Origin of the sequence: Demequina sp. NBRC 110057, from assembly GCF_002090175.1 — a bacterium.
Taxonomy (GTDB): Bacteria; Actinomycetota; Actinomycetes; order Actinomycetales; family Demequinaceae; genus Demequina.
Window position 1 is genome coordinate 92,770 of record NZ_BBRN01000004.1, and the last position, 13,399, is coordinate 106,168.

Consider the following 13,399-nt stretch of genomic DNA (forward strand, 5'->3'; position numbering starts at 1 on the left):
TTGTGCCTGGTAGACACGGGCACTGTGACCTATGTAACGTGACCACGGCCCGCGTGTCGAGGACGCATCGGGCACATGACCGACTCCGTCATCCGGCGGGGTCTTTTTCTTTTGCGCGATGCCACTGAGGGGCCTCGCGCTCAATCGCCGCGCTCGGGTGAATCCGTGCGCGCCCTGGGAGGGAACGATGGCAACTCCGAACGAGTCCATGACCGCCGTGATGAACATTGAGGGTGCGCTGGCCGCCGCTCTCGTCGATGCCGACTCGGGCATGACCCTCGCCACCGCTGGCGGAGGCCTTGACCTCGAGCTCGCCGCGGCAGGCAACACGGAGGTCGTGCGCGCCAAGATGCGCGTGATGGACTCCCTCGGCCTCGATGACCGTATCGAGGACATCCTCATCACCCTGGGCAAGCAGTTTCACCTCATCCGCCTGGTGAGCTCGCAGTCCGGCCAGGGCCTGTTCATCTACCTCGTGCTCCACCGTGACCGCGCCAACCTCGCGATGGCGCGCCGCCAGCTGCAGGGCATCGAGCAGGCACTCGACATCTGAGGCTCCGCGGGCGTTCCGCGCGGCTCGACCGCGCGGAACGCCTGGTGCCTCGTCGCGATATGACGGACATCACCAAGATCATCGTCGCCGGTCCCTTCGGGGCGGGCAAGACCACCTTCGTGGCCACGGCGAGCCCCAAGGCGCTGCGCTCGGAGCGCGCCGTATCCGACGACACTGCGCGGCTCAAGGAGCAGACGACCGTCGCGATGGACCACGGAACGCTGTCGCTCACGACGGAGCGTGGCGAGCACACCGTGACGCTCTTCGGCACTCCCGGGCAGGAGCGTTTCAGCTTCATGTGGCCGATGCTGTCGCAGGGCATGAGCGCCTACGTGGTGCTCGTCGACGCGAGCCGGCTGCAATCGCTCGCCCAAGTGAAGTCGGTGGTGCGCCGGTTCGAATCCTTCGCGCCCGGAGTGCCGTTTGTGGTGGCGGCCAATCGATGGGACCGCGCGACGCAAAGCGCGGCCCAACTTGCCCACTTCATCGGTGTGCCCGACTACTCCGTCGTCGCGTGTGACCCTCGCGATCGAGACGAGGTCCTCGCGGTCCTCCGGCTGGCGCTCGACTTTTCCGGCGCCCGCCGTGAGACGGGAGTGGGGCAGTGATCGTCGCTAAGCATGGCCTTCTCGCCGCTGCCCGGGTTCGCCAAGAACTGCCGGGAACGCGGCGCGTCATCGTCGCCCGCGCCGACGGCATCGCGTTGTACGACGACGTTCCCCTTGAGCAGCGCGACGGCGCCGCGGCCCTGACCGCGGCGGTCAACGGCCTCGCCGCGACCGCGGCCACGTCATTCGACCTGGGGATGGCGGGCGCCTCGATCACCATCGCGGAAGGGGGTGCGCTGGTGGTGTGTCCCATCGACGCCGGGCACCTGCTCGCGATCCTTACCGATGCCGAGGCCGACCTCCTCCGCGCGGCGACACTCGCGGGGCAGGAGGCCGAGCGCCTGCGTGTCCTGTCGGGAATGCGGATCTCGTGATCCTCTCGCGGGAGCGGTGCCTCGAGCTCGCCGCACCACTGGTCGAGCACTCGGGCGTGCGACGCGTCCTCGTGGCCCATGCCGATGGCGTGCCCCACGTGGATACCGAGAGCCTCGACGCCCGTTCCCATGGCGCCGCGGCGGCGGCGATGGCGGCGGGTACGGCGGCGATCATTGGCGACGGCATGCAGATCGATGCCGTGCAGGGGTTGGTCGTCTACGGCGTCGACGAGCAGGTCATCGCGCGCCAGGTCACCGCGGGGCTGATCCTCGTGGTGGTGGCGTCGCTCGGGGGCGACGGCGACGGCGTCTACGCCCTGGTGCGCAAGGTGGGACGCGACTTCGCCGCGGCACAGCGGTGAGGGGAGGGGTGACTACCCGACCTCGGCGAGCAGGCGTCGCAGCCGAATTCCCCATTCGAACGCGTGTTGCTCCTGGCCGGGCAGCAGCATCGCGCCAGGGGTCTCGGTGTGGGGCCGCATCGTGACGGTGAAACTGTGGGGCCGGTCCAGCTGCTCGTAGCCGGCGCCGGTGAGGGCGCGCGAGATGGCGGTGGCGGCGCCGTGGCCCAGCGGCCCCACGATCCTCGTCTCGAAGGCCGCGTAGAACCGCGGGCCGCGCGGCAGGTGCGTCAGCCATTCCCGCACGGGCAGGTGCCGGGTGTCCGCCGCGAGCGTCCCCGGCCGGTCCTTGGCGGCGGCCGATGCGCGGCTCACCTCCGTGGGCAGGCCGAGCGTGTGGACGGGGGAGCCGGCGACCACCAGCCGGGCGCCAAGGACGAGGTCGGCATCGGCCTGGTCCGTCGTCATCGCGGCGCTGCCGTCGCCGTAGCCGCGCGCGATCTCCCGCGCGATGGCGGAGGTGTTGCCCCACATCGACTCGAAGACCACGACGGCGTCCATGACTACCGGTCTACGCGGACGCGTGCCCGCGCGCGAGGGACCTACGTCCCGACGGCCGATGCGCCGGTCGCGCGGAGAGGGCGGCTTAGTGCTCCGTACGGCGCAGCACGTCGGAGAGCTGGCGCGCGGCGTCGACGACAGCGTCGGCGTGCTCGCCGGCCGGGTGGCTCGTGAGGCGGTCGATGGGGCCCGAGATCGACACGGCCGCGATCACGGTGCCCGCGGTGCCCCACACGGGAGCGGAGACGGACGAGACTCCGCTCTCGCGCTCGCCGGCGGACTCCGCGTACCCGCGCGTGCGCACGCGTTCGAGGTCGGCGGCGGAGAACACGGCGGCGGCGAGGGCGGCGTGCATGCGCTCGGGCTCGGCCCAGGCGAGCAGCACCTGGGCGGCGGAGCCTGCCGTCATCGTCATGGTGGTGCCCACGGGAATGGAGTCGCGCAGGCCCACGGGACGGTCCACGGCGGCGATGCAGATGCGCTGGTCGCCGTGCGGGCGGTACAGCTGGCTGGATTCTCCCGTGCGGTCGCGCAGGGTCGTGAGCACGGGAAGCGCGGCGGACACCAGGCGGTCCTCGCCCACGGACGCCGCGAGCTGCGCGAAGCGGGGCCCGAGGACAAAGGCCCCGGTAGTGTCGCGGCCCACCAGATGGTGGTGCTCGAGCGCGAGGGCGAGCCGGTGCACGGTGGGGCGCGCCAGATGCGTGGTGGCGACGAGCTCCGCGAGGGTGGCGGGGCCCTTCTCGAGCGCACCCAGGATCGCCGCCGTCTTGTCAACGACTCCGACGCCGCTATGATTGTCCATAGAGCGATACTAGCGTCTCAGATGGTGAGACGTCGAATGTTCGGAGGTAAGTCATGGGAACCACGCTCGCGGAGAAGCTGTGGGCCGATCACCTGGTCCGCAAGGGTGAGGACGGCGCGCCCGACCTCATCTACATCGATCTGCACATGTGCCACGAGGTCACGAGCCCGCAGGCGTTCGAGGGTCTGCGCCTCGCCGGCCGCCCTGTGCGCCGCCCCGATCTGACGATCGCGACCGAGGACCACAACACCCCCACCCTCGACATCGACAAGCCGATCGCGGACCTCACCAGCCGCACCCAGGTCGACACGCTGCGTGCCAACGCCAAGGAGTTCGGCGTGCGCATCCACTCGCTGGGCGACTCCGACCAGGGCATCGTCCACGTCGTCGGCCCCCAGCTCGGCCTCACCATGCCCGGCATGACGGTGGTGTGTGGAGACTCCCACACCTCGACGCACGGCGCCTTCGGGTCTCTCGCGTTCGGCATCGGCACCTCCGAGGTGGAGCACGTGCTCGCCACGCAGACGCTGCCGCTGAAGCCGTTCAAGACCATGGCGATCAACGTTGACGGCGAGCTGCCCGAGGGCTCGACCGCGAAGGACATCATCCTCGCGATCATCGCCAAGATCGGCACCGGCGGCGGCCAGGGCTACGTCCTGGAGTACCGCGGCGAGGCGATCCGCAAGCTGTCGATGGAAGCCCGCATGACGATCTGCAACATGTCGATCGAGGCCGGCGCCCGCGCGGGAATGATCGCGCCCGACGAGACCACCTTTGAGTACGTCAAGGGCCGTCCCCACGCGCCCGAAGGTGCCGACTGGGACGCCGCCGTGGACTACTGGCGCACGCTCACCACGGACGATGACGCCGTCTTCGACACCGAGGTGAACCTCAACGCCGCCGACCTCGAGCCGTTCGTCACCTGGGGCACCAACCCCGGCCAGGGTCTGCCGCTGTCCGCGACGGTTCCCAACCCCGCCGAGATCGCCGATGCCGACGAGCGCGAGGCCGCCGTCAACGCCATCCGTTACATGGGCCTCACGCCCGGCCAGCCGCTGCGCGACCTGGCGATCGACACCGTGTTCCTCGGCTCGTGCACCAACGGCCGCATCGAGGACCTGCGCGCCGCCGCGGAGATCATCCAGGGCCGCACCAAGGCCGCCCACACCCGCATGCTTGTGGTGCCAGGCTCGGCGCGCGTGCGCCTCCAGGCCGAGCAGGAGGGGCTGGACAAGATCTTCATCGAGTTCGGTGCCGAGTGGCGCAACGCCGGCTGCTCGATGTGCCTGGGCATGAACCCCGACCAGCTGAAGCCCGAGGAGCGCTCCGCGTCCACCTCGAACCGCAACTTCGAGGGCCGTCAGGGTAAGGGCGGTCGCACGCACCTCGTGTCGCCGCTCGTCGCCGCCGCCACCGCGGTCCGCGGCACCCTGTCCAGCCCCGCCGACCTGGCAGACGTCGACGTCCTCGTCGGCGCCGGCGCGTAAGGAGAAGCCGCCATGGAGAAGTTCACCACCCACACCGGCATCGGCGTCCCGCTGCGTCGTTCGAACGTCGACACCGACCAGATCATCCCCGCCGTCTACCTCAAGCGCGTCACCCGTACCGGCTTCGAGGACGCGCTCTTCGCCGCCTGGCGCGGCGACGAGTCGTTCATCCTCAACCAGGAGGAGTACAAGGCGGGCTCCGTGCTGGTTGCCGGCCCCGACTTCGGCACCGGCTCGTCCCGCGAGCACGCCGTGTGGGCGCTCAAGGATTACGGGTTCAAGGTGGTCCTCGCCTCGCGCTTCGCGGACATCTTCCGCGGAAACTCGGGCAAGCAGGGCCTCGTCACCGGCATCGTGAGCCAGGAGAACATCGAGCTCCTGTGGAAGATGCTCGAGACCGAGCCCGGCAAGGAGATCACCGTCTCGCTCGAGGACCGCACCGCCTCCTGCGGCGAGCTGACGGTACCCTTCGAGATCGACGACTACGTGCGCTGGCGCCTCATGGAGGGCCTTGACGACATCGGCCTCACCCTGCAGAACGAGGCCGACATCACTGCCTTCGAGGCGACGCGCGACGCGTGGCGTCCGAAGACCCTGCCGGCCAAGACCGACGAGAAGTTCGTCGTCGAGGTCGCCCGCCCCGTCGAGTAAGGACTCTCACGAGCGCCACAGACCAGCCTCAGCGACGCCGCGTCGCCCGACCGCTTCCGCATCGGGCCGCGGCGTCGCTTGCGTTGCCCGCGATCGCCTCCAACGTGGCGGTCCCCATCGCGGGTCTCGTGGACACCGCCGCGCTCGGCCACTTCTCGACGGCCACGGACATCGGCGCTGTGGGACTCGGCGCCGCCGTCATCTCGACGCTGTTCTGGATCTTCTCGTTCCTGCGCGCCGGCACCACGTCCCTGGTGGGCCGCGCGTTGGGTAGCGGCGACAGCACCGGCGCCGTCCGCCACGTGCAGCGCGCGGGGGCCCTCGCCGCGGCGATGTCGGTGGCATGGCTGATCCTGATGTGGGCGGTAGTCCCCGCGATCCTCACGCTCCTGGCGCCCGAGGGGCCGGCCCGTGACGCCGCGCTCACCTACACCCTCATCCGCGGGCTGTCGCTGCCCGCGCTCCTCGTGACGCTCATCGTGGCCGGCTACTTCATCGGCGCCAAGAACACCCGCGTTCCCCTGCTCGTCGCATCGGTGCAGGCGGTGGCGAACATCGTGCTCGACCTCGTCCTCGTCGGGGGAGCGGGCATGGGGGCCGCCGGCGCCGCCTGGGGCACCTTCGGCTCCGAGTGGATCGGCGCCGGCCTCGCCGTCGTGATCCTGTGGCGCCGCCTCGAGCCGGACCAGCGGGCCACGATGCGCGACTGGCGTGACGCCACCCTGCGCCGCGGCTGGGGCGCCCTCGCGCGCTTCAACGGTGCCCTCATGGGCCGCACCGCGCTCCTCACGTCGGTGGTGACATTTGTGGCGTCCATCGGATCCCACTTCGGGCCCGAGATCCTCGCGGCCAACGCGATCATGCTGCAACTGATGAACGTGGCGTCCTATGCGCTCGATGGGTACGCGAATGCCGCGGAGGCGCTCGTCGCGCACGCCGCGGGCGCCGGCGACGTGCCCGGCATGCACGCCGCGGTGATCGCCTCCGCGATCCCGATGGCCGCGATCGGTGCCGTCCTGAGCCTTGGGTATTGGCTGGGGCGCGACATCATCCTGGGCGCGCTCACCGACCTTCCCGAGGTGCGCGAGGCGGCCATCGGGTATTGGCCGTGGATCGCGCTGCTCCCGCTCGTGTCGTGGGGCGCGTGGTGGCTCGACGGCGTGTTCCTGGGAGCGGGCCAGTCCGGCCTCATGTTCGCCGCGATGACCGTCTCCGTGCTCGGGGTGTTCCTGCCGCTGCTGCTCGTGGGCGCGGCGGTGTGGGGGCTCAGCAACGGACTCGTCTGGACGGCGTTCCTGGTGCTCAACGCGGTGCGGCAGGTGACGCTCGGCGTGGCCTATCCACGCCTGACGCGCCGCGTTTCTCACCCCGCCCCCTCAATCTGAACCAGTTCTGCGGCGACACGCCGCGGCATCGGCCGTCCCCGGGCCGGATGCCGGCGTGTCGCACCGCGAGACGGTTCACAGTGAGGGGGAGGGGGCGCTGCAGACGTGGCATGCTGGCGCGCATGGCCGATGCCGTCGAGACCTCCGCACGCCCGGTACCGGCGTGGGAGGGGGACGCTCGCGACTGGTCGCGGCTCGGCGCGGCGGCGCTCGTGTGCGGAGCCGCCGTCCTGCTCTTCGCGGTGCACGTGCGCCCGCTGGGGTACATGCCGCTCCTCGTGGGGGTCGCGCTCGGCCTCGCCGTCGACCGGCGCCTGGGTCGCGACCTGGCGATCATCGCTGCGGGTCAGCTCATCATCTCGGCGATCTCCCTCAAGGCGGACCTGTCCGATGCCGGGATGGCCCGCTTCACCGCCGCGCTGGGCCTCGCCGTGCTGGTTCCGTGGGCGCTCGACCGATGGTGGACGCGCGAGAGGACCATCAGCTTCCCCGTGCGCACCGGCCGGCCGTGGACCCGCGCCCAGTGGATCTACCTGGGCGTCGTGGTGGTGGCCGGGTACCTCATCCTGCCGTTCTACTTCCTGGGCTCCGGCGCCTACCTCAACTGGCCCGACCTCGTGGGCGACACCGACGTCGCGAGGCTTTTCGTGGGCGTCAACGCGGTCGGCATTTGGGACGAGCTGTTCTTCATCTGCACGGTGTTCGCGCTCCTCGCCCGCCACTTCCCGATCGGGCTCGCCAACGTGTTGCAGTCCGTGGTGTTCGTGTCCTTCCTGTGGGAGCTGGGCTACCGCGAGTGGGGTCCGTTGCTGACGGTGCCGTTCGCGCTCGTGCAGGGCTGGATCTTCGCGCGCTGGAAGTCGCTGGGCTACGTGGTGACCGTGCACCTGCTGTTCGACGCCGTGGTCTTCGCCGTCCTTGTCCACGGCCACCTGGGCTACCTCGACGTGTTCGTGACGGCCCCATGACCCGCGTGGTGGGGCTCGCGGGGCCGCCGGGCTCGGGCAAGTCCACGCTCGCCGCACGGATGGCCGATGCCTGGGGCCCCGGGGTCGTCGCGGTCCCCATGGACGGGTTTCACCTCAGCAACGAGGTCCTCGCCAGCCGGGGCCTCGCCTCCCGCAAGGGTGCGCCCGACACGTTCGACGTGGACGGCCTCGTCGCGTTGCTCGGCGGGCTCGCGGACCCCGCCCGCGCCGACCTCGCGGCCCCGGCGTACTCGCGCGAGCTCCACGACCCCGTCCCCGACGCCATCGCCCTTCCCGCGGGCCTCGACACCGTCATCCTCGAGGGCAACTACCTGGGACTCGGGATGGGCGGATGGGAGCGGGTGCGCCCGCTGCTCGGGTACCTGTGGTTTCTCGACGTGCCGTGGGAGGTGACGCGAGAGCGGCTCATCGCCCGCCGCGCAGCGACGGGGCGGGACCCGGCGGAGGCCGTCGCGTGGGTCGACGCCGTCGACAGGGAGAACGATGCGCTGATCCGGGCCACGGCATCGGCCGCCGATGCGCCCCTCGCCGACGGCGAGGTGCCTCCCGCGCCCTAGGAGGGCAGAGGCTCCGCGAGCCAGGCCCGGGTGCCGAACGAGCGCAGCGACACCGCGACCACCCGCGAGGCCCACGCGAGGTCCTCGGGAAGCCGCGCCGCGTCGTAGCCCCGTGAGGCCAGCCGATGCGCCAGGGCCCCGTGCAGCACGTCGCCGGCCCCGAGCGTGTCGACCACGTCGACAGGCGCCACCGGCACCTCCCTCACGGGGCCGCCGGTCGTCACCAGGAGAGGGTCGCCGCCGCGACTGATGACGGCGGCGCGGGCGCCGAGCTCGAGGAGTCGCGCGAGCGTCGCGTAGGGGTCAGATCCGGCCTCGGGGAACGCGAAGTCGTCGGAGACCACCGCCACGTCGGTGACGGCAAGGAGAGCAGCGGTGTACTGCTTGTGGGACCCCGCGTCGAGGACGACGGGGATGCCGCGCTCGCGGGCCGCATGCGCCAACGGCAGGGACAGGTGGCGGTGATAGCCGTCGATCAGGACGGCGCCCGCGTCGTCCAGCAGCGCCGCAGGGTCGAGGCCCGCGGGCGTGCCAGGCACCGTCACGGCGGCGCCGGTGGGGGAGACCACGGCGCGCTCGCCGGTGGCGCGGGTGACCATGATCGCTGCCGTCAGCGGCGGCCCGGTGGGGGAGGCATCGGCCACCACCAGGTCGACCCCGCAGCCGGCGAGGTCGGCGGCAACGAGGTCCGACAGCGGATGAGACGGCAGCGCCGTCACGAGGCGCGCGGACCCTCCCAGGCGAGCGGCGGCGACGGCAGCGTTCGTCGCGGGCCCTCCCGCGGCCACGAAGAAGTCGTGCGAGGCGACCTTGCGGTTCGCGGGCGGCACGCCGTCCACGAGATGAGCGACATCAAGGGTCGTGAGACCCGCGCAGACCACCGTCGACCCCGTCATGCGGACGATCCTGCCACGCCCGGCCGCGCGCGCCGGGTGGGTGGGGGCCGCGAGGTAAGGGAAGATGGTCCCCATGATCGACTCCATCCGCGTCCATGGCGGGCGTGCGCTGCGTGGCGAGATCCACGTGCGCGGCGCCAAGAACTTCGTCTCCAAGGCGATGGTCGCCGCCCTGCTCGGCTCGACCCCGTCGACCCTGCGCAACGTGCCGCAGATCCGCGACGTCGAGGTCGTCTCCTCCCTCCTCAGCCTCCACGGCGCCCCGGTGGACTACGACGTCGAGACCGGCGTCCTGCACGCCGACACCAGCAACCTGTCGACCGCCGACGCCTTCCAGATCGCCCAGCACGCTGGCTCCAGCCGCATCCCGATCCTCCTGTGCGGGCCGCTGCTGCACCGCCTGGGCGAGGCGGTCATCCCCGACCTCGGCGGCTGCCGCATCGGCGACCGTCCCATCGACTTCCACCTGGAGATCCTCAAGAAGTTCGGCGCGCAGGTCTCCGAGGGGCCCGACGGCCTCCACCTCACGGCGCCGGACGGGCTCAAGGGCATCAAGCACGAGCTGACCTACCCGTCGGTGGGTGCCACGGAGCAGCTGCTGCTCACCGCCGTCATGGCCGAGGGCATCACCACGCTGCACAACGCCGCGGTGGAGCCCGAGATCAAGGACCTGATCGACACCCTGCAGCGCATGGGCGCGATCATCTCCGTCGACACCGACCGCTCGCTCACCATCGAGGGCGTCAGCGAGCTGCGCGGCTTCGACCACACCGCGCTGACGGACCGCATCGAGGTCGGCTCCTGGGCGTGCGCGGCCCTGGCCACCAAGGGCGACATCTTCGTGCGCGGCGCCCAGCAGCGCCACATGGGTTACTTCCTCAACGTGTTCCGCAAGGTGGGCGGCGAGTTCGACATCACGTCGGACGGCATCCGCTTCTACCACCCCGGCACCGAGCTCAAGCCGATCGCGCTCCAGACGGACGTGCACCCCGGTTTCATGACCGACTGGCAGCAGCCGATGGTGGTGGCCCTCACGCAGGCCACCGGCCTGTCTATCGTGCACGAGACCGTCTACGAGAACCGCCTGGGATTCACCGGCGCGCTTAACCAGATGGGGGCGCAGGTCCAGCTGTTCCGCGAGTGCCTGGGCGACAAGCAGTGCCGTTTCGGCCAGCTGAACTTCCAGCATTCCGCCGTGATCTCCGGCCCCACGCCGCTCGCCGCGGCGGACATCGAGGTCCCCGACCTGCGCGGCGGATTCTCGTACCTCATCGCGGCGCTCGCCGCCGAGGGCACGTCGACCGTGTCGAACATCGGGATCATCGACCGCGGCTACGAGAACTTCCGCGAGAAGCTCACGGCGCTGGGTGCGGCGGTCGACTGACCCATGCCCCGTCCCATGCCAGCGGGCTTTCGCGCCGCCGCCGTCTTCGTCAAACCCGTCCTGCTCGGCGTCACGCGCCGCGAGTGGTCCGGCGGCGAGAACCTGCCGACGGACTCGGGCTTCATCGCCGTGTCCAACCACATGACGTACGCGGACCCGTTCACGCTCGCCCACTTCCTGTACGACCACGGGCAGGCGCCGCACTTCCTCGCGAAGGCGTCGCTGTTCGACATCCCGGTGGTCGGCAAGGCGCTGCACGGCCTCGACCAGGTTCCCGTCCACCGCGGCTCGGCCAAGGCGAAGGACGCCGTCGACGCGGCGGTGACGCTCCTGAAGCGCGGCGACTCGATCGCCGTGTTCCCCGAGGGCACCCTCACGCGCGACCCCGACCTGTGGCCGATGCTCGCGCGCACCGGCGCGGCGCGCATGGCGCTCGATCACGACGTGCCCGTCGTGCCGATCGCCCAGTGGGGAGCGCAGGCGCTTCTCGACCCGTATGGCAAGAAGCCGCACCTGATCCCGCCCAAGAAGGTCATCGTCCGCGCTGGCCCTCCGGTCGATCTCGACGAGTTCCGCGGCCGTGACCTGGACATCGAGACGCTGCGTTCGGCGACGGATCGCATCATGGGTAGCCTGACGGGCATGCTCGAGGAGATTCGCGGCGAGAAGGCCCCCGAGAAGCCGTGGGACATGCGACGCGAGGGGGGCGGCCGATGACCCGGGCCGCCGTCCTCGGCTCGGGTGCCTGGGGCACCACGTTCGCGGCGGTCCTCGCCGATGCCGGCACGGACGTCACCCTGTGGGGACGCGACGAGGCGACGGCCGCGCAGATTGTTTCCGAGCGCCGCAACCAGCGCTTCCTTCCCGACCTCGACCTTCCCGAGGGCATCGCGGCGACCACGGACGTGGAGGCGGCGCTCGACGGTGCGGACATCGTTGCCGTGGCCTTGCCCGCCCAGATCCTGCGCTCCGTCGTCGCCGACTGGTCGGGCCTCGTCCCCGACGCCGCCGTCGTCACGTCGCTCATGAAGGGCATCGAGATCGGTAGCCACGAGCGGATGAGCGAGGTGCTCGCCGACGTGTGGTCCATCCCGGACGAGCGCATGACCGTCGTCTCGGGCCCCAACCTCGCCCGCGAGATCGCGGCGCGCCAGCCCACCGCGACGGTCGTGGCCGGCGCCCACCAGGAGGCCGCGGAACTCGTCGCCTCGGCATCGGCCTCCTCCTACTTCCGTCCGTACACGAATGCCGACGTGGTCGGCGTGGAGTTGTGCGGCGCCTTCAAGAACGTCATCGCGGTCGCCGTCGGCGTCGCCGACGGCCTCGGCTTCGGCCACAACACGACCGCCACCGTCATGACCCGCGGGCTCGCGGAGATCACGAGGCTCGGCACGGCGCTCGGCGCCCAGCCGGACACGTTCTCGGGGCTGGCCGGCATGGGCGACCTCATCGCCACCTGCGCGTCGCCTCTGTCGCGTAACCACACGCTCGGCGCCCACGTGGGCCGCGGGCTGTCGCTCGACGACGCGATCGCCCGCACCGGCGGCACCGCGGAGGGCGTGAAGACCTCCCAGTCCATCCAGGAACTCGCGCGCGCCCACGGAGTCGACGTGCCCATCTGCGACGCCGTGGTGGCGATGCTCCACGACGGCGCTCCCATTCAGGAGGTCCTGAATGCTCTCGTGTCTCGACCGCGCAAGGCGGAGGGGGTCTGATGTCGAAGCCCACCGTGGCCGTCCTGTTCGGCGGCCGCTCGTCCGAGCACGGGGTGTCGTGCGTCACCGCTGGCGGCGTCCTCGGCGCGATCGACCGGGACCGGTTCGACGTGGTCGCCGTCGGCATCACCCGTGAGGGACGCTGGGTGCCGGTGTCCTCCGACCCCGCCGACTGGCGCATCGTCGACGCGGGAATGCCCGAGGTCGAGGCGGGAGCCCAGACGGTGCTGCCCCCCGCCCAGGCGGGGGAGCGCACGTGGAGCGTGCTCGGCAAGGACGGCACGGTGACGGCGTTCGCCGACATCGACGTGGTGTTCCCGGTGCTGCACGGCCCGTACGGCGAGGACGGCACCGTCCAGGGCGCGCTCGAACTCGTCGACGTGCGCTACGTGGGATCCGGCGTGCTCGCCTCGGCTGCAGGCATGGACAAGCAATTCATGAAGACCGCGTTCCGGTCGGCAGGACTGCCGGTGACGCCCGATGTCACGCTGCTGCGCGGCGACAGCGTGGCCGACAGTTCCGCGCAGGTCGAGGAGCTCGGCCTTCCGCTGTTCGTCAAGCCCGCCCGCGCTGGCTCGTCGATGGGCATCTCCAAGGTGACTGACCTCGCGACGCTCGAGGCCGCCGTGGCCGATGCCGTCAAGCATGACCCGAAGGTGCTGATCGAGAAGGCCGTCGTGGGCCGCGAAATCGAGACCGCCGTCCTCGAGACGATCGACGGCGTGCGCGCCTCCCTTCCGGGAGAGATTGTCACGGGCGGCGACCACGACTTCTACGACTTCGAGGCCAAGTACCTCGACGAGGAGGCGGTCAACCTGGTGTCGACCGCGCAGCTCGCCCCCGACGTCGCCGACCGAGTCAGGGAGGTCGCCATCGCCGCCTTCCGTGCGGTGGGCGCCGAGGGCCTGGCTCGCGTCGACGTCTTCGTCGCGGACGACGGGGCCATCACGGTCAACGAGATCAACACGATGCCGGGCTTTACCCCGACCAGCATGTACCCGCGCATGTGGGCCGCTGCCGGGCTTCCCTACGAGGACCTCGTCGCGACGCTGCTCGAGACGGCGCTCGCGCGACCCGTGGGGCTGCGCTAGCC

General features: G+C 71.0%; 16 protein-coding genes. 13 read left to right on the forward strand and 3 right to left on the reverse strand.

Features of this window, described 5'->3' with window-relative positions; all coding sequences use genetic code 11:
- The first annotated feature begins 187 nt into the window (after window positions 1-187).
- Genes B7K26_RS05265 through B7K26_RS05280 form a run of 4 tightly spaced genes read left to right on the forward strand, consistent with a single transcriptional unit; the run spans window position 188 to window position 1,897 of the window.
- A complete protein-coding gene (locus B7K26_RS05265; protein ID WP_084077747.1) occupies window positions 188-553 on the forward strand; it encodes a hypothetical protein in 366 nt (121 codons plus the stop codon).
- 59 nt (window positions 554-612) lie between these two features.
- Window positions 613-1,161 (forward strand): ATP/GTP-binding protein, encoded by a 549-nt coding sequence (locus B7K26_RS05270; RefSeq protein ID WP_084077749.1) that lies wholly within the window; start codon window positions 613-615, stop codon window positions 1,159-1,161.
- Window positions 1,158-1,535: a hypothetical protein gene (locus B7K26_RS05275; RefSeq protein WP_084077751.1), complete on the forward strand. Its 378-nt coding sequence runs from the start codon at window positions 1,158-1,160 to the stop codon at window positions 1,533-1,535. The genes B7K26_RS05270 and B7K26_RS05275 overlap by 4 nt, the downstream gene beginning before the upstream one ends.
- Window positions 1,532-1,897 (forward strand): hypothetical protein, encoded by a 366-nt coding sequence (locus B7K26_RS05280; RefSeq protein ID WP_084077753.1) that lies wholly within the window; start codon window positions 1,532-1,534, stop codon window positions 1,895-1,897. Before B7K26_RS05275 ends, B7K26_RS05280 begins: the two co-directional genes overlap by 4 nt.
- A 12-nt stretch (window positions 1,898-1,909) precedes the next feature.
- On the opposite strand, the gene B7K26_RS05285 is transcribed toward B7K26_RS05280, so the two are convergent.
- Both B7K26_RS05285 and B7K26_RS05290 read right to left on the reverse strand, forming a co-directional pair.
- Window positions 1,910-2,437, reverse strand: a complete 528-nt coding sequence (locus B7K26_RS05285) for a hypothetical protein (RefSeq protein WP_084077755.1) — start codon at window positions 2,435-2,437, stop codon at window positions 1,910-1,912.
- 85 nt (window positions 2,438-2,522) lie between these two features.
- Window positions 2,523-3,242, reverse strand: coding sequence for an IclR family transcriptional regulator (locus tag B7K26_RS05290; RefSeq protein WP_084077757.1), 720 nt, complete (start codon window positions 3,240-3,242; stop codon window positions 2,523-2,525).
- Between the two features lie 53 nt (window positions 3,243-3,295).
- On the opposite strand from B7K26_RS05290, the gene leuC reads away from it, so the two are divergent.
- The 5 genes from leuC (at window position 3,296) to B7K26_RS05315 (ending at window position 8,311) form a co-directional block, all read left to right on the forward strand.
- Window positions 3,296-4,729 carry a 3-isopropylmalate dehydratase large subunit gene (leuC, locus tag B7K26_RS05295; protein ID WP_084077759.1) on the forward strand — a complete coding sequence of 478 codons (1,434 nt, stop codon included), beginning with the start codon at window positions 3,296-3,298 and terminating at the stop codon, window positions 4,727-4,729.
- Between the two features lie 12 nt (window positions 4,730-4,741).
- Complete coding sequence (leuD, locus tag B7K26_RS05300; RefSeq protein WP_084077761.1) at window positions 4,742-5,380, forward strand: 3-isopropylmalate dehydratase small subunit; 639 nt, start codon at window positions 4,742-4,744, stop codon at window positions 5,378-5,380.
- Window positions 5,308-6,765 (forward strand): MATE family efflux transporter, encoded by a 1,458-nt coding sequence (locus B7K26_RS05305; protein ID WP_084077763.1) that lies wholly within the window; start codon window positions 5,308-5,310, stop codon window positions 6,763-6,765. Before leuD ends, B7K26_RS05305 begins: the two co-directional genes overlap by 73 nt.
- Before the next feature lie 122 nt (window positions 6,766-6,887).
- Window positions 6,888-7,733 (forward strand): CPBP family intramembrane glutamic endopeptidase, encoded by an 846-nt coding sequence (locus B7K26_RS05310; RefSeq protein ID WP_084078558.1) that lies wholly within the window; start codon window positions 6,888-6,890, stop codon window positions 7,731-7,733.
- Window positions 7,730-8,311 carry a hypothetical protein gene (locus tag B7K26_RS05315; RefSeq protein ID WP_084077764.1) on the forward strand — a complete coding sequence of 194 codons (582 nt, stop codon included), beginning with the start codon at window positions 7,730-7,732 and terminating at the stop codon, window positions 8,309-8,311. The genes B7K26_RS05310 and B7K26_RS05315 overlap by 4 nt, the downstream gene beginning before the upstream one ends.
- On the opposite strand, the gene B7K26_RS05320 is transcribed toward B7K26_RS05315, so the two are convergent.
- A complete protein-coding gene (locus B7K26_RS05320; RefSeq protein ID WP_200810990.1) occupies window positions 8,308-9,282 on the reverse strand; it encodes a PfkB family carbohydrate kinase in 975 nt (324 codons plus the stop codon). The two genes, B7K26_RS05315 and B7K26_RS05320, sit on opposite strands and share 4 nt — an antisense overlap.
- Between B7K26_RS05320 and murA the strand changes: the two genes are divergently transcribed.
- Genes murA through B7K26_RS05340 form a run of 4 tightly spaced genes read left to right on the forward strand, consistent with a single transcriptional unit; the run spans window position 9,281 to window position 13,397 of the window.
- Window positions 9,281-10,591, forward strand: a complete 1,311-nt coding sequence (murA, locus tag B7K26_RS05325; protein ID WP_084078562.1) for a UDP-N-acetylglucosamine 1-carboxyvinyltransferase — start codon at window positions 9,281-9,283, stop codon at window positions 10,589-10,591. The two genes, B7K26_RS05320 and murA, sit on opposite strands and share 2 nt — an antisense overlap.
- Window positions 10,592-10,594: 3 nt before the next feature.
- Window positions 10,595-11,308 (forward strand): 1-acyl-sn-glycerol-3-phosphate acyltransferase, encoded by a 714-nt coding sequence (locus B7K26_RS05330; protein WP_084077766.1) that lies wholly within the window; start codon window positions 10,595-10,597, stop codon window positions 11,306-11,308.
- Complete coding sequence (locus B7K26_RS05335; protein WP_084077768.1) at window positions 11,305-12,306, forward strand: NAD(P)H-dependent glycerol-3-phosphate dehydrogenase; 1,002 nt, start codon at window positions 11,305-11,307, stop codon at window positions 12,304-12,306. Before B7K26_RS05330 ends, B7K26_RS05335 begins: the two co-directional genes overlap by 4 nt.
- Window positions 12,306-13,397: a D-alanine--D-alanine ligase family protein gene (locus B7K26_RS05340; RefSeq protein WP_084077770.1), complete on the forward strand. Its 1,092-nt coding sequence runs from the start codon at window positions 12,306-12,308 to the stop codon at window positions 13,395-13,397. The genes B7K26_RS05335 and B7K26_RS05340 overlap by 1 nt, the downstream gene beginning before the upstream one ends.
- Window positions 13,398-13,399 lie beyond the last annotated feature (2 nt).